The sequence below is a fragment of the Streptomyces himalayensis subsp. himalayensis genome, assembly GCF_013778455.1.
GTDB classification, from domain to species: domain Bacteria; phylum Actinomycetota; class Actinomycetes; order Streptomycetales; family Streptomycetaceae; genus Streptomyces; species Streptomyces himalayensis.
Map to the genome: position 1 here is coordinate 1 of NZ_JACEHE010000052.1, position 15,465 is coordinate 15,465.

The 15,465-nt window shown below is 70.6% G+C and carries 12 protein-coding genes and 1 pseudogene; 3 read left to right on the forward strand and 10 right to left on the reverse strand.

The window, feature by feature from the left end; genetic code table 11:
* Window positions 1-526 (forward strand): RNA-guided endonuclease InsQ/TnpB family protein (locus tag H1D24_RS39485; RefSeq protein ID WP_181662595.1); only part of this gene is annotated, 526 nt, incomplete at its 5' end.
* A 268-nt stretch (window positions 527-794) separates the two neighbouring features.
* Here the strand turns inward: H1D24_RS39485 and H1D24_RS39490 are convergent.
* From H1D24_RS39490 to H1D24_RS39500, 3 genes are read right to left on the reverse strand one after another with little or no spacing between them, the layout of a single operon-like run.
* Window positions 795-1,556, reverse strand: coding sequence for an energy-coupling factor ABC transporter ATP-binding protein (locus H1D24_RS39490; protein ID WP_181662596.1), 762 nt, complete (start codon window positions 1,554-1,556; stop codon window positions 795-797).
* Window positions 1,544-2,305 carry a cobalt ECF transporter T component CbiQ gene (gene cbiQ / locus H1D24_RS39495; protein WP_181662597.1) on the reverse strand — a complete coding sequence of 254 codons (762 nt, stop codon included), beginning with the start codon at window positions 2,303-2,305 and terminating at the stop codon, window positions 1,544-1,546. Before cbiQ ends, H1D24_RS39490 begins: the two co-directional genes overlap by 13 nt.
* 1 nt (window position 2,306) lies before the next feature.
* The gene (locus tag H1D24_RS39500) at window positions 2,307-3,362 is read right to left on the reverse strand and encodes an energy-coupling factor ABC transporter permease (RefSeq protein WP_181662598.1); all 1,056 of its coding nucleotides are present in this window, start codon (window positions 3,360-3,362) and stop codon (window positions 2,307-2,309) included.
* 198 nt (window positions 3,363-3,560) lie between these two features.
* Between H1D24_RS39500 and H1D24_RS39505 the strand changes: the two genes are divergently transcribed.
* Window positions 3,561-3,926: an SsgA family sporulation/cell division regulator gene (locus tag H1D24_RS39505; protein ID WP_181662599.1), complete on the forward strand. Its 366-nt coding sequence runs from the start codon at window positions 3,561-3,563 to the stop codon at window positions 3,924-3,926.
* Window positions 3,927-4,143: 217 nt separating this feature from the next.
* Here H1D24_RS39505 and H1D24_RS43305 read toward each other — a convergent pair whose 3' ends face one another.
* From H1D24_RS43305 to H1D24_RS39515, 3 genes and pseudogenes are all read right to left on the reverse strand, one after another.
* Window positions 4,144-4,836 carry an MSCRAMM family protein gene (locus H1D24_RS43305; RefSeq protein ID WP_309484617.1) on the reverse strand — a complete coding sequence of 231 codons (693 nt, stop codon included), beginning with the start codon at window positions 4,834-4,836 and terminating at the stop codon, window positions 4,144-4,146.
* A pseudogene (locus tag H1D24_RS39510) lies at window positions 4,819-7,041 on the reverse strand (MMPL family transporter); the annotation flags it as partial. The gene H1D24_RS43305 and the pseudogene H1D24_RS39510, both read right to left, overlap by 18 nt.
* Window positions 7,042-7,154: 113 nt before the next feature.
* Window positions 7,155-7,745: a TetR/AcrR family transcriptional regulator gene (locus tag H1D24_RS39515; protein ID WP_181662601.1), complete on the reverse strand. Its 591-nt coding sequence runs from the start codon at window positions 7,743-7,745 to the stop codon at window positions 7,155-7,157.
* Between the two features lie 199 nt (window positions 7,746-7,944).
* Between H1D24_RS39515 and H1D24_RS39520 the strand changes: the two genes are divergently transcribed.
* Window positions 7,945-11,316: a S41 family peptidase gene (locus tag H1D24_RS39520; protein ID WP_181662602.1), complete on the forward strand. Its 3,372-nt coding sequence runs from the start codon at window positions 7,945-7,947 to the stop codon at window positions 11,314-11,316.
* 143 nt (window positions 11,317-11,459) lie between these two features.
* On the opposite strand, the gene H1D24_RS39525 is transcribed toward H1D24_RS39520, so the two are convergent.
* From H1D24_RS39525 to H1D24_RS39540, 4 genes are all read right to left on the reverse strand, one after another.
* Window positions 11,460-11,681, reverse strand: coding sequence for a hypothetical protein (locus tag H1D24_RS39525; protein ID WP_181662603.1), 222 nt, complete (start codon window positions 11,679-11,681; stop codon window positions 11,460-11,462).
* 169 nt (window positions 11,682-11,850) lie between these two features.
* Window positions 11,851-12,762, reverse strand: coding sequence for an SDR family oxidoreductase (locus H1D24_RS39530; RefSeq protein ID WP_181662604.1), 912 nt, complete (start codon window positions 12,760-12,762; stop codon window positions 11,851-11,853).
* Window positions 12,759-13,787 carry an alpha/beta fold hydrolase gene (locus H1D24_RS39535; RefSeq protein WP_181662605.1) on the reverse strand — a complete coding sequence of 343 codons (1,029 nt, stop codon included), beginning with the start codon at window positions 13,785-13,787 and terminating at the stop codon, window positions 12,759-12,761. The genes H1D24_RS39530 and H1D24_RS39535 overlap by 4 nt, the downstream gene beginning before the upstream one ends.
* Window positions 13,784-15,337 (reverse strand): flavin-containing monooxygenase, encoded by a 1,554-nt coding sequence (locus tag H1D24_RS39540; protein ID WP_181662606.1) that lies wholly within the window; start codon window positions 15,335-15,337, stop codon window positions 13,784-13,786. The genes H1D24_RS39535 and H1D24_RS39540 overlap by 4 nt, the downstream gene beginning before the upstream one ends.
* Window positions 15,338-15,465: the final 128 nt, after the last annotated feature.

Sequence of the window (15,465 nt, forward strand, 5' to 3'; positions counted from 1 at the left end):
GCACACCTACGACCAGATCAAGCAGCTCCGCGCAAAAGCCACGCGCCGCGCCCTTGACTGGCAGCATCAGACCACCACCTATCTCGCCCGCACGTACGGCACGGTCGTGGTCGAAGCACTCACCATCACGAACATGGTCAAGTCCGCGAAGGGCACCGTCGAAGAGCCAGGGAAGCACGTCAAGCAGAAGGCCGGGCTGAACCGCTCCATCAGCCAGGAAGCATGGGGCCGCACGGTCACGATGCTGACGTACAAGGCCGCCCAGTACGGCGGCACCCTGGTCAAAGTCCCCGCCCCCGGCACCTCCCAGCGCTGCTCAGCCTGCGGCTTCACCACGCCGGACAGCCGGGAGAACCAGGCCACGTTCGTATGCAAGAACCCGGACTGCGGATTCGAGGCGAACGCCGACTGGAACGCAGCCCGCAACATCTTGCACCTATACCGGATCGGCTTCGTGGCGATCCCGGCTGCCGGAAGGTGCAGTCGTCAGGCGCGGATACGCGTCAAGCCTGCCGCCGCGAGGTAGGTGGGAATCTCCTTCCTGAGCTTGCGAAGGGAGGAGAGCACTTCAATGCTACGCCAACTACCTCGACGGCAACGGCTGCAACCCGGCCACCCGCACCTACACCAACCCCCAGGCGGGCGTCTGGGAGTTCGTGGTCGAGTCCCGCCGCACCAGCCCGCTGCTGAGCAACACCTTCGAGCTGAAGGCGTCCATCACCCAGTGATGACGGCGTGACGTAGACAGGACCGGCCGGGACCCGTGGTCCCGGCCGGTCCGTCGTTTCCGTGCCTCACGCCGTGTGTGCGCTCACCGACCGCGGATCGAAGCCGAACGGCAGCTCCAGCCGGTGCGCCCGCATCAGCTCGTCGTCCGCGAGCAGTTCACCGGTCGGGCCGTCCGCGGTGATCGTGCCCTCGCTGAGGATCACCGAGCGCGGGCAGAGCTCCAGGGCGTACGGCAGGTCGTGCGTGACCATGAGGACGGTGACGTCCAAGGACCGCAGGATGTCGGCGAGTTCGCGCCGCGACGCCGGGTCCAGGTTCGACGACGGCTCGTCCAGGACGAGGATCTCGGGCTCCATCGCCAGGACCGTCGCGACGGCGACGCGGCGGCGCTGCCCGAAGGAGAGGTGGTGCGGCGGCCGTTCGGCGAACTCCGCCATGCCGACCTGCTCCAGTGCCTTCCGCACGCGGGCCTCGAGCTCGGACCCCTTCATCCCGGCCGCTGCGGGCCCGAAGGCCACGTCCTCGCGCACCGTCGGCATGAACAGCTGGTCGTCCGGGTCCTGGAAGACGATGCCGACCCGCCGCCGGACCTCCGCCATGTGCTTCTTGCCGACGGGCAGCCCTGCGACCGTCACGGTCCCTGCGCCGCCGGTGAGGATGCCGTTGAGGTGCAGCACGAGCGTCGTCTTGCCCGCGCCGTTCGGCCCGAGCAGCGCGACGCGCTCACCGCGCTCGATCCGCAGGTCGACACCGAAGAGGGCCTGGTGCCCGTCGGGGTACGCGAAGGCCAGTCCGGCCACTTCCAGAGAGGGGGTCACAGGGTCCATCCCAGCAGACAGATGACGAGGGCGGCGGACGGGAGGGCCAGTGCGTAGGACCATTGGGCCCGGGACGCGGTCACCTCGTCGATGACCGGCATCGATCCGGCGTATCCGCGGCTGAGCATCGCCAGGTGCACCCGCTCCCCCCTCTCGTACGAGCGGATGAAGAGCGCGCCCGCGGACTTGGCGAGCACGCCCCAGTGCCGGATGCCGCTCGCCTCGAAGCCACGCGACTCGCGCGCGATCTTCATGCGGCGCATCTCGTCCGTGATCACGTCGCCGTAGCGGATCATGAAGGACGCGATCTGCACGAGCAGCGGCGGCAGTTTGAGGCGCTGCAGTCCGAGCAGCAGTTCACGCAGTTCGGTGGTGGCGGCGAGCAGGACGGAGGCGGCGACGCCGAGGGTGCCCTTGGCGAGCACGTTCCAGGCGCCCCACAGGCCGTTCACGCTGAGGGAGAGGCCGAGGACGTCGACGCGTTCGCCCTGTGCGACGAACGGCATCAGCACGGCGAAGGCCACGAACGGGATCTCGATCAGCAGCCGCTTGAGGAGGAATCCGGCCGGGACGCGGGCCGCGTACGCGACGGCTCCCAGCAGCATCGCGTACAGCCCGAAGGCCCACATCGCCTCGCGCGGCGTCGAGACGACGACCACGACGAAGGCGAAGACGGCCGCGAGCTTGGTGTGCGGGGGCAGCCGGTGCACGGGCGAGTGCCCGTGCCGGTAGAGGTTGTGGGCGTGGCCGGCGCCCATGTCAGACGGTTTCCCGCTGCGGTACGGCGGCGGGGCCGGTGTCCTCGGTACGGCGGCGGCGTACCGCCCAGAAGACCCCGCTGCCCGCGACGACCGTGACGCCGACGCCGATCACGCCCGCGAGTCCGCCGGAGAGCCGGGCGTCGCCGACGTCCTTGACGCCGTAGTCGGCGAGCGGCGAGTCCGAGGTGGCGTGCTCCTCGGTCTTCTTGTCGATGCCGTGGTCCTGGGCGACCTTCTCCAGGCCGTCGGGGTTCGCGGAGGCGTAGAAGCTGACGAAGCCCGCGAGGACGAGGGAGGTGACCAGGCCGGTGATCCAGATCTTGCGGGGCGACCGGGCGGCGGCCGGCTGGGGCTGAGGGGCGGGCGCGTCGACCAGCTCGCCGCCCACGCGGAGCTTGAGCGGTGTGGTCAGCCCGCGGGCGCCGTACACGAGGTCGGGCCGGACGGCGATGACGGCGCCGACGGTGAGGGCGGTGATCGCGGCCTCGCCGATGCCGATCAGGATGTGCACGCCGACCATGGCGGTGGCGACCTTCCCGATCGCCACGTCGGTCGTGCCGCCCACGGCGTAGATCAGCGTGAATGCGAGCGCTGCGGCCGGTACGGAGAGCAGCGCGGCGGCGAACGAGGCGACGCTGATGGACCGGCGCGTACGCGGCAGGATCTTCACCAGGCCGCGGAAGACGGCATAGGCGACGACGGTGGTGACGACCGCCATGTCCGTGATGTTCACGCCCAGCGCGGTGAGGCCGCCGTCCGCGAAGAGGATGCCCTGCATCAGCAGGACGACGGAGACGCACAGGACTCCGGTGTAGGGGCCGACGAGTATCGCCGCGAGCGCTCCGCCGAGCAGATGGCCGCTGGTCCCGGCCGCGACCGGGAAGTTCAGCATCTGCACCGCGAAGATGAAGGCGGCCACGAGACCGGCGAGCGGCGCGGTCCGCTCGTCCAGCTCCCGCCGGGCGCCCTTGAGGCTGACCGCCACGGCGCCCGCGGCGACCACGCCGGCGGCAGCCGAGACGGGGGCGTCGATGAATCCGTCAGGGACATGCATGGGTGGGCTCGCTCTCCTGATCCGGCGTCTCCGGCTCCGTTCGGTTCGGCATGCACCGCGGCGCATGGCGAACCGTTCGATGATAGAGCCTTCTTGCAAAGAGCTTGCAAGAGGGTGGGCGCCTCAATAACCGGGAGGCGTATTCAGGAAAATATGCGACATTAGATGGCAAAGGGGATCAATCGTAAGGAGTCTCCGATGTCAGCCACCGTCGTCGAGCAGCACGCACGAGCCCACCTGGTGACCGACGCCGCAGACGACCAGCCGCTCCCCGTGGAACTGAGCTACGACCCGCAGTCCGACCCGGATTCCGTACGGGTCAGCCTTCCCGGAGTCCCCGGCACCCCGCGTCGGCACGACTGGGTCTTCAGCCGGGAACTGCTCGAGGAGGGGCTGCGCGCCCCGGCCGACAGCGGTGACGTGCGCATCTGGCCGTGCGGCCGCGTCCAGGCCGTGATGGAGTTCCACTCCCGCGAGGGCGTCACGGTCGTGCAGTTCGACTCGTCCGCCCTGATGCGCTTCCTGCGCCGGACGTACATGGCCACGGGCCCGATCACGCACTGAGGCGGCGCCCGGAGGCTCCGGGCTCGGTCCCCGGACGTCCACGCGCGCGTGAAGGCCCGGCGACAGCGCCGCTCGCGCTGCCGCCGGGCCTTCGTGCGCCTGCCCCGTCCCCACGGGTGGCGCGCCCGCCCGGGTCCGCCCCGCTCATGGGGACCCGGAGGCTTTCCTGCCGATGTACCTGAGGACCCGCCCTGCCGGGAGCCCCAGGCCGTGCGGACTACTCGTCCGAGTGGCGCAGCTCGATGTCGAAGCCCTCCACTCCGGCCCCGTCGACCTGCAGCGGGCTCGCCACCGGCGGGTAGCCGCTGGCGACGACCGAGTAGTCACCGGCCTCCAGGTCGGTGAAGGCGTACGCACCGTCCTCTCCGGTGGTGGCGGTCGCGACCACATTGCCCGCCGCGTCCACCAGCGTGACCCGCGCGTCCGACAGCGGCACGCCGCCCACACCCTCACGCACGGTGCCCTGCACGGACGCGCGCGCCGGACCGGAGAGCAGGATGTCGTGCACCAGCGCCGCCTCGCCCACGACGACCGTGGTCGCGTGGGGCTGGTACCCCTCGGCTCCCACGATCAGCACGTAGCTGCCAGGGCCGGGGGCATCCAGCACGTACGAACCGTCGGCGTGCGGCACGGAGCGGCCCAGCTGCTGTCCGCTCGGCGAGATCAGCGTCACCGCGGCATGCGCCACGCCCACACCATCGGCGTTGCGGACGGTGCCGCGGACGCCGCTGCCGTCGAGCTCGTACGACCCGTACGGCAGGACCAGCGGCTCCTGCACCGTGGCGAGCCGTGCATCGGCCCCGGAGGCGGCAACCCCCACGGCCACGGGCTCGCGCACGGCCACGGGCACCGGCTCGCCGGAGGGCAGCGGGCTCGACCCGGCGGGCTCCACGTCCGCGGCGTCCTTCACGGTGTCGCGCAGGCCCTCGCCCTCGACGTCGACGTTCGGCAGCGCGCGGTCGAGCCACTTCGGCAGCCACCAGGCCGCCTTGCCGAGCAGCGCCAGGACCGCCGGGACGATCGCCATGCGCACGATGAACGCGTCGAAGAAGACGGCGATCGCGAGACCGAAGCCGATCATCTTGACCATCGACTCGCTGGAGCCGATGAAGCCCGCGAACACCGCCATCATGATGACGGCCGCGGCCGAGACCACCCGGGCTCCGTGCCGGAACCCGGTCACGATGGCCTGTCCGGGCCGCTCCCCGTGCACGTACGCCTCGCGCATACGCGTGACCAGGAAGACCTCGTAGTCCATCGCCAGGCCGAAGACGACGCCCACCATGAAGATCGGCATCATCGACATCACAGGGCCGGTCTCCTCGACGCCCATGAGGTCGGCGAGCCAGCCCCACTGGAAGACCGCGACGACGGCGCCCAGCGCGGCGAGCACGGAGAGCAGGAAGCCGAGCGCGGCCTTGAGCGGCACCAGGATCGAGCGGAAGACGACGATCAGCAGCAGGAAGGCCAGGCCGACGACCAGCGCCAGATACGGGAGCAGCGCGTCGTTGAGCTTCTGCGAGACGTCGATGTTCATCGCGGTGGAGCCGGTGACCAGCACCTTCGCGCCGGTGTCGGCCTTGATGTCACCGCCCGCGTCCCGGATGGCGTGCACCAGGTCCTCGGTCTCGGCCGAGGACGGCTTGGAGTCCGGGACCACGGTGATCATCGCGGTGTCGCCGGCCTCGTTGTACGTCGCCGGGGTCACCGCGGCCACGTCGCCGAGGCCCCTTATGGTCGTGGTCACCTCCTTGACGGCCGTCTTGGGGGCGTCGCTGGACTTCGCGTCGACGACGACCATCAGCGGGCCGTTGAAGCCGGGCCCGAAGCCCTCGGAGAGCAGGTCGTACGCCTTGCGCTGCGTGGTGCTGGTCGGCTGCGAACCGTCGTCGGGCAGTCCGAGCTCGAGAGAGGTGGCCGGGACCGCGGCCGCGCCCAGGCCCACGACGCCGAGGAGCAGCACGGCGACCGGACGGCGGACGACGAAGCGTGCCCAGCGGGTGCCCATGTTGGGCTTCTCCGCGCTGTGCCCGGACGGGTTGTCAGCGGTGTGCCCGGAGGCGCCCTCGGCCTTCTTGCGGCCGCCCCGCAGCTTGCCCTTCGCGCCCGCCGGCCGCACCTTCCTGCCCGCGTATCCGAGCAGCGCCGGGACCAGCGTGAGCGCGATGAGGACCGCGATGACGACGGTGCCGGCGGCCGCGATGCCCATCTTGGTGAGCATCGGGATATTGACCACGGCCAGGCCCACCAGCGCGATCACGACCGTGAGACCGGCGAAGACCACCGCGGAGCCCGCGGTGCCGACGGCCCGTCCCGCCGCCTCCTCGCGCTCACGGCCCTCGGCGAGCTCGGCGCGGTAGCGGGAGACGATGAAGAGGGCGTAGTCGATGCCGACGGCGAGGCCGATCATCATGGCGAGGGTGGAGGTGGTGGAACCCAGGTCGAGCGTGCTCGCGAGCGCGGTGATCGTGGAGATGCCGATGCCGACGCCGATCAGCGCGGTGAGCAGAGGCAGTCCGGCCGCGATCAGCGAGCCGAACGTGATCACGAGTACGACCGCGGCGACGCCGATGCCGATGACCTCGGTGGCGCCCGTATGGGGGACCGCCTGGAGCGCGTCACCGCCGATCTCGACGGTCAGCCCCGCGTCCCGGGCCTCCTGCGCCGTGTCCTCGAGCGCCTCGCGCGAGGAGTCCTCCAGCTCCATGCCGGAGACCTTGTACGACACCTGCGCATAGGCGATCGTGCGGTCCTGGCTGACGGCCTTGACCTGGAACGGGTCTGCCACGGAGGCGACCTCGGAGCCGGTGCCGAGCTCCTTGACGGTCTCCTTGACGACGGCCTTGTTGGCGGAGGAGGTGATCTTCTCGCCGTCGGGCGCCTTGAAGACGACACGTGCGGTGGCGCCGTCGGCGCTCGCACCGGGGAAACGGTCCTCCAGCAGGTCGAAGGCCTTCTGCGCCTCGGTGCCGGGGATCGAGAAGGAGGTGGAGCCCGCTGCGGGCGCCTGTGCGGCGCCCACGCCCGCGAGGGTCAGCAGCGCAACCCAGATCAGGGCGACGAAGTGTCGTCGCCGGAAGGCGAATCGGCCTAGTTTGTAGAGGAATGTGGCCACGAGGACGTACTCCCGGGTCAGGTCGTGGGGTCTTGCAGGGCAGGGGTCATCGGCCCGACGACGTGAGAGGTCGCGTCAGGTGAGGCAGGAGGGTTGCGGGAACCCCGGGGGTGTCAGGCGCCGAGGGCGGGGAGGACCACGGCGTCGATGTACGAGGTGAGGAAGGCCTGCGTGGGCGGCTGGTTGTCGACCAGGCCCCGGACGACGAGGGCGCCGATCAGCATGTGCGGGACGTACTCCAGCGCGGGGTTGTCCGCGCGGATCTCGCCCCGCTCCACGGCCCGCCGCAGCATCCGCTCGAGGCCGGTCATCTCCGGCTCGAACAGCAGCTCACGAAGGGCGCGCAGCAGATCGGCGTTCTCGTGGACCGCCATGGCCAGGCCCCGCATCAGCGAGGTGTCCTGCTCCATCCGGCAGTCGTCCTCACGCGTCACCAGCTCGTGGAGGTCGCCCCGCAGGGTCCCGGTGTCGATCTCGCCGATGTTCACCGGCTTCTGGTGCCGGAGCGCCTTGACGACCAGCTCCGCCTTGCTCCCCCACTGGCGGTAGAGGGTGGCCTTGCTGGACCGGGTACGGGATGCCACGGCGTCCATGGTCAGGGCGTCGTAGCCGACCTCGCGGAGCAGGTCGAGCACGGCCGCGTAGAGCTCGGCCTCGCGCTCAGGGGTGATCCGGCTGCGGCGCACCGTCGTGGCTTCAGCCATGCTCATCGACTCCCACTCCGAACGAAACGGTTTCGTACAGCCGTGAGCTTACCCCCCGACGTATCGAAACGAAACCGTTTCGTACGTGTCGCGCGTCACCCCGCTCCCGGAGCCGCAAAATGGCCCCGGGCAAGTGCAAACGAAAATCCTCATAACGGCACAACTTGCCATGACCCGTTCTGAGTAAAAGCATGGTTGAGTGGACGAGCGCGACTACACACCTGGGTATCTGCGGTTCCCGCACCTGCACCGTGACCGCCTCTGCTTCGCGGCCGAGGACGATCTGTGGGTGGCGGCTCTGACGCCCGAGGGCAAGACCCCGGAGCGTGCCTGGCGGCTCACCGTCGACCGGACCAAGGTCAGCCACCCCCGCTTCTCGCCCGACGGCCGCCACATCGCGTTCACGACGTGGCGCAGCCTCGATCCCGAGATCCATCTCGCCCCGGTGGACGGCGGGCAGGCGCGTCGGCTCACCTACTGGGGCACCATCGACACACGCGTATGCGGCTGGGCGCCCCCCGAGAAGGACGGCAGGGCCGACATCCTGGCCGTCGCCTCGCACGGCCAGCCCTTCTCCTACTTCTCGTGGGCCTACCGCGTCCCGACCGACGGCTCCCCCGGCAACAAACTGCCCTGGGGCCCGGTTTCCGACATCGCCATCGCCGACGTGGGCGGCGAACACCTCACCCTTCTCCTCACCGGCAAGCCGCCGCACGAGCCGGCCAGCTGGAAGCGCTACCGCGGCGGCGCCATGGGCCGGCTGTGGCTGCAGGGCAGGCAGATCGCCGGGGACCTCGACGGGCATCTGGAATCCCCGATGTTCGTCGACGGCCGGATCGCCTTCCTCTCCGACCACGAAGGCGTCGGCAACCTGTACTCCTGCCTGCCCGACGGCTCCGACCTGCGCCGCCACACCGACCACGACGCCTTCTACGCCCGGAACGCGTCGTCGGACGGCATGCGCGTCGTGTACCAGTGCGCGGGCGAGCTCTGGCTCGTCGACGACTTCTCGCCCGGCGGCGAGCCGCGCCGCCTGGACGTACGCCTCGGCGGCCCGCGCGCCGGACGCCGCCGCTACCAGGTGCCGGCTGCCAACAACATCGACGCGCTCTCCGTGGACACGACGGGCCGGGCCAGCGCGGTGGTCGTCCGGGGCAGCCTGTACTGGCTCACGCACCGGGACGGCCCGTCGCGCGTGATCAGGGACATCCCAGGCGAACGGGTCCGCATGCCGGAGATGCTCGGCACCGGCGGCCAGGTCGCCTACGTCACGGACGCGGACGGCGAGGACGCTGTCGAGATCGCCGATCTGCCGCGGGCCAGCGGCGCCCGCGAGCCCCGCCGCCTCGCCTCCGGCCGACTCGGCCGCGTACAGGAACTGGTGGCCGACCCCGCGGGCGAGCGGCTCGCCATCGCCTCGCACGACGGGCGGCTGCTGCTGATCAGCGTGACGGGCGAGACGGGCACCGAGGAGTCCGAGGGCGCCTCCGAAACGGAAGCCGCGACCGGAGAACCCGCGGCCGGAGAACCCGTGGCCGGAGAACCCGTGGCCGGAGAACCCGCGGCCGGAGAGGTGACCGAGCTGATCCGGTCCATCAACGGGCCAGTACGCGATCTCGCCTTCTCTCCCGACGGCGCCTGGATCACCTGGTCCCACCCGGGCATCGGGCGCTCCCTGCGCCAGATCAAGATCGCGCGGATCAGCGACCGGACGATCGTGGACGTCACCAACGGCCGCTTCGAGGACGAGAACCCCGTGTTCACCCGGGACGGCCGCTATCTGGCGTTCCTCTCCTGGCGCGGCTTCGACCCGGTCTACGACGTGCACACCGGCGACCTGTCCTTCCCGCTCGGCTGCCGCCCCTACCTCGTACCGCTGTCGTCGGCCACGCCCTCGCCCTTCGCGCTGTCGCCCGACGGCCGCCCGGCCGCTGGCGGGCTCGACCCGGATGCGGGCGAGGCGGGCGGCACCGTCATCGTGGAGATCGAGGGTCTTGAGAACCGGGTGACGCCGTTCCCGGTGTCCGCGTCCAAGTACTCGGGGCTGCGCCCGGTCGCGGGCGGCGGCCTGGTGTGGCTGCGCTGGCCCATCTCCGGAGCCCTCGGCGAGACGTTCGTCAACCCGAGCGACACGACCGGCCGGCCGACGCTGGAGCACTTCGACCTCGCCAAGGCGAGGAAGTCCGAACTGGTTGTCCACCTCGACTCGTTCGCGGTCAGCGGCGACGGCACCCGGCTCGTCGTGGTGGACGAAGGCGATCTGAAGGCCGTCCCCTCCAACGAGCTGGGCGACAGCGACTCGACCGTCTGGATAGACCTGCGCCGCATCCTGCACGAGGCCGATCCGGCCGCCGAGTGGCGCCAGGCGTACAACGAGGCCGGGCGCATCATCCGCGACTACTTCTGGGAGCCGCACATGTGCGGCATCGACTGGCCGGCCGTCCTGGACCAGTACCGGCCGCTGGTCGAACGGGTCGCATCCCCCGACGAGTTCGCCGACCTGATGCGCGAGGTCCTGGGCGAGCTGGGCACATCCCATGCGTACGTCACCCCGGCCCGCCGCAACGAGGGCCCGCCGCACTACCAGCGCGCGATCGGCCTGCTCGGCGCCAACCTCGTCCGGCGGGGCGACAACTGGGTGGTCAAGCGTGTCCTGCCCGGCGAGTCCTCCGACTCCAAGGCGCGCTCCCCACTCGCCGGCCATGGCATCCGCGAGGGCGAGATCCTCACCCATGTCGACGGCCGCCCGGTCGACCCCGTCACCGGCCCCTACCCGCTGCTCGCGGGCGCGGGCGGCACCACGGTCGAGCTGACCTTCGCCACGGCGGAGGGCGAGGGCCACGCTCGCCGGGTCGCCGTGATCCCGCTCATCGACGAGCGGCCCCTGCGCTACCAGGACTGGGTCGCCAAACGCCGCGCCGTCGTCCGCGAGTTGAGCGGCGGCAAGTGCGGCTATCTGCACATCCCCGACATGGGCGGCTCCGGCTGGGCGCAGTTCAACCGCGATCTGCGCATGGAGGTGTCCCGCCCCGTCCTGATCGTGGACGTACGCGGCAACGCGGGCGGACACATCAGCGAGCTCGTCATCGAGAAGCTGACCCGCACGATCCTCGGCTGGGACCTGACGCGCAACGCCCAGCCCGTCTCGTACACCTCGAACGCGCCGCGCGGCCCGATCGTCGCCCTTGCCGACGAAGCGACCTCATCGGACGGCGACATGATTACGGCGGCCTTCAAGCTGCTGGAGCTGGGCCCCGTGGTGGGGCAGCGCACCTGGGGCGGCGTGGTCGGCATGACGGGCCGTCACCGCCTGGGCGACGGCACGGTCATCACGGTGCCGATGAACGCGGCCTGGTTCGACGCGTACGGCTGGTCCGTCGAGAACCACGGCGTCACCCCGGACATCGAGGTGGCGCGCACCCCCGTCGACTGGGCGGAGGGCCGCAACACCCAACTCCACGAAGCGGTCAAGGTGGCCCTGGACCTCCTGACCCACCACCCGGCCTCGACCCCACCGGACTACACAAGGGTCCCGAAGCGGGTCCGCCCGCAACTCCCGCCGCGGCACTGAGGGGTGGGGCGCGTCCGCGGCACTGAGTTGAGGGGTGGGGCGCGGGCACTGAGGGGTGGGGCGCGCGGTCGACCGTTGTGGACAATCGTTCCAAGCAGAAGGGGCGCCCCAACCTTGGGGCACCCCTTCAAGCAGAGCGCAGCTCAGACCTCGTACTCGTCCCGGTCGTGCCGGTCCTCATCCATGTCCCGAGGAGTCCGCCGCGAAGACTCCTCCTCGGGCATGTGCGAGCCCGGCTCACGCCGCCCCCGCTCACCCGGCTTCTGCGGAGACCGTCCACGCTCACGCTTCTCCCGGGCGATCTTCTCCTTCGCCTGCTCGGAGAGCTGCTCTCCCTTGTCCTTGAACTGGTCCATCATGCCCATGCGGGTTCACTCCCAAATGGCTGAGGGGATGGGGCCTCTGTCAGAGTGACACGCCCGGACATACGCCGCATTTCGATCAGCGACCGCACGACTACGGACCGTACAAACCTCAGCTGAGACGGGCAAAACCAGCCCACGGAGCATCGCTGAAAGACCCCGCGGCGGAAACCTACCCGCCCCGCACCCCCCGCGCCCGCTCGTCCGCCGCTCCCCCGGCCCCCACAAGCCCCTTGGACACACCCCCGAGCCGCGCCCCGAACCGCCGCATCTCGCGCTGCCCCACCGTGCCGATGATTCCGGGGAGATACCCGCGCACCGACTGCATCCCGCGCAACCACCACTGCCCATACACATGACTCGACCGCCGTTCGATCCCGGCGACGATCCGGTCGACCGCAGGCCCCAGCGGATACGTCTTGTTCGACGGCCACGGCAGCCGCTGCCGCAACTCCCGCATCACGTCGTCCTGGTCGGCACCCCGCACCATGTCCGTGTCGGTCCACGACAGATACGCGACACCGACCCGCACGCCCTTGTACCCGACCTCGGCGCGCAGGCTGTGGGCATACGCCTCCACGCCGGACTTGGACGCGCAGTAGGCCGTCATCATGGGCGCCGGAGTCACGGCGGCCAGCGAGGCGATCTGCAGCAGATATCCCCGGCTCTCTGTCAGCGCCGGAAGGAACGCCCGCGCGGTGACTGCGGATCCGATCAGATTGACCTCGATCACCCGCCGCCAGGCCACCGGGTCGGAGTCCACGAACGGCCCGCCCGTCGCGACACCCGCGTTGGCCACGACGACGTCCACCTTCCCGAACCGTTCCTCGACCTCCTGCGCGACCCTCGCCATCGCCTCGTGGTCGGTGACATCGGCGTACCAGTGGTCGCTGTCGGAGTGCAGCCGCTCGGACACCTCCTTCAGCGCGTCCGGCTCCAGTCCGACGAGCGCGATCCTGGCGCCGCGCGCCGACAGCTTGCGCGCCAGCAGCTCACCGACGCCCCGCGCGGCACCGGTGACGACGACGACCTGCCCCTCGAGGCTCGCCCTGCCCCTGCTGCCCGTACTGCCCCTGCTGCTCATGGCGATGCTGTCCCCTTCACCTGTGGGTGGGCCGCGTCCAGATCGATCGCGTTCAGGTCGATCGCGTTCAGGTCGGTGGCGTTCAGGTCGGTGGCGTTCCGGCGGGTCCCGTTCACCTGTGCGTACGTCGCGACGAGTTCACGGATCCGGCCGGTGACCGCCTCGGGCGCCTCCACCGGCGTCATATGGCCGAGCCCGGGAAGTTCGGTCAGTCCGACGCAGTCGGGCAGAGCCGCCGCGAGATTGCGCGCATGCACGACCGGGGTGAGCCGGTCGGCCGTCCCCGCGATGACCGCGGTCGGCATCGTCAACTCCCGGACGCCCGCGTCGAGATCGAGCTCATTGAGCACATGCGACCAGCCGTACCGCACCGCCCGCGGGCAGGCATGCACGATGCGCGCACACGCCTCGACCATCTCGGGCGACGATCCCACACCCATCGTCGCGTACCGCAGAATCCGCTTGGCTGGCCCGGAGACGGGCCCGAGCGGCGCCCGCGAGCCGAGCACCGACCGGGTGATACGGGTGCGCAGCGCCCCCGCCCGCAACGGCACCACCAGCGACTCGGCGACCAGCCGGGAGCTGCCGGTGCTGCACAGCAGTACGGCGGCCGCGTGCTCCTGGAACGCGGCCCGCCCCGCGGCCGCCATCATCGTCATGCCGCCCATGGAGTGCCCCGCGAGCACGGCTTTCTCGCCCGGTTCGAGGGTGGCGGCCAGCACCGCCTCCAGGTCGTCGGCGAGCGCCCGCGTGCTGTATCCGCCCGGCGCGGCGGCCGCGGGACTGCGCCCGTGCCCGCGCTGGTCGTACGTGATCACGCGGTGATCGGCAGCGAGCGAGCGTATCTGCGCGGCCCAGAACGCCGTCGAGCAGGTCCAGCCGTGCGCCAGCACCACGGCGGGCGCGCCGTCCGGACCGTGCGTCTCGACGTGCAGACGGGCGCCGTCGGCGGACACCGCGGTGAGCTCACGGGCAGGGGCAGGCGGCGCATAGGGCCCGGAGGCCACGTGCATGAGTGTGCTCACGCCCCGGCCTCCGCCTTCTCCGCCTTGCCGGTACGAGCTGCGGGAGCCGCCTGGGAGGCGTTCTGCTTCGGGACCTTCGGCGCCCTGATCACCTCGTACTCGGAGAGGTCCACGCGGCGCGTGGCGTTCCGGAACTCGGTCGTCGTCCCGGGCCAGATCGTCGTGTTGCGGCCGTTCGCATCCAGGTACCAGCTGGTGCAGCCACCGGTGTTCCACACGGTGCGCTTCATGCGCTCCTGGACGCGGTGGTTCCAGGCGGTCACGGCGCTTCGCCGCGCACCGAGCGCGACCCGGCCACCGAGGACGTCGAGCTGCCGCACAAAGTCGGCCATGTAGTTCAGCTGGGACTCGATCATCAGGATCATCGAGGAGTTCCCGAGACCGGTGTTGGGCCCGATGATCGTCATCCAGTTCGGGAAGCCGGCCGCCGTCGCCCCACGCAGCGCGGCCATGCCGGAATCGCTCCAGCTCTCGGCCAGCGTCTTGCCCTCGGCGCCGACGACGCGGTCCGCGATCGGCATGTCGGTGACGTGGAATCCCGTACCGAAGATGATCGCGTCGACCTCGGCCTCACTCCCGTCGGCGGCCACGACGGTCGACCCGCGCACCTCGGCAAGACCGCTCGCGACGACGTCCACATTGGCCTGCGCGAGCGCCGGATAGTACGAACTGGAGAGCAGGATGCGCTTGCAGCCGATGCGGTACGAAGGCGTGAGCCTGGCCCGCAGCTCCGGGTCCTTGATGGCGCGGGCCATGTTGCGCTTGGCCAGCTGCTCGACGATGCCCAGCTCGCTCGGCCGCTTGGTGAACGCCTGGACCTGCAACTCCCGGATCCCCCACAGCAGTCCACGGCGCAGCTGCGTGGTGAACGGCAACTGCCGGTGCAGCCACCGCTCGAGGCCGCCGATGGCCCGGTCCATGCGGGGCATCACCCAGGGCGGGGTCCGCTGGAACAGCGTCAGCCGCGCCACGTCGGGCTGGATGGACGGCACGATCTGGATCGCGGAGGCCCCCGTACCGACCATCGCCACACGCTTGCCGCGCAGGTCGTAGTCGTGGTCCCAGCGGGCGGAGTGGAACACCTTGCCGGGGAAGGTGTCGAGCCCCGGGATGTCCGGCACCTTGGGATCCGAGAGCGGACCGGTGGCGGAGACGACGACGTCGGCGGTGAGGGTTCCGCTGCTGGTCTCCACCTCCCAGTACAGCTTCTCGGTGTCCCAGCGCATCGTCTTCACCTCGGAGTCGAGGCGGATGTGCGGCCGCAGCCGGAACACGTCCGCGACATGCTCCAGGTACTCGCGGATGTGCTCCTGCCCCGAGAAGGCGCGCGGCCAGTCCGGGTTGGGCGCGAACGAGAACGAATAGAGATGCGACGGCACATCACATGCGCACCCGGGATAGCTGTTGTCCCGCCAGGTGCCGCCGACCGAGCCCGCCCGCTCCAGTACGACGAAGTCGGTGATGCCCTCCCTGCGCAACCGGACGGCGGCACCGAGCCCGCCGAACCCGGACCCGATCACCGCCACGCGGACATGTTCGTGCTCGGCCATGCCTGTGCCTCCCCGATCGATCCCGCGACCTTGCCAGTGAACACTGGCGCAGTGGGGAGGTTAGAGCAGTGCCGTACTGAGGGGTAGGGGGCGGGCCGGGAAAGTTACCGGCGGTATCAGTCAGCGGT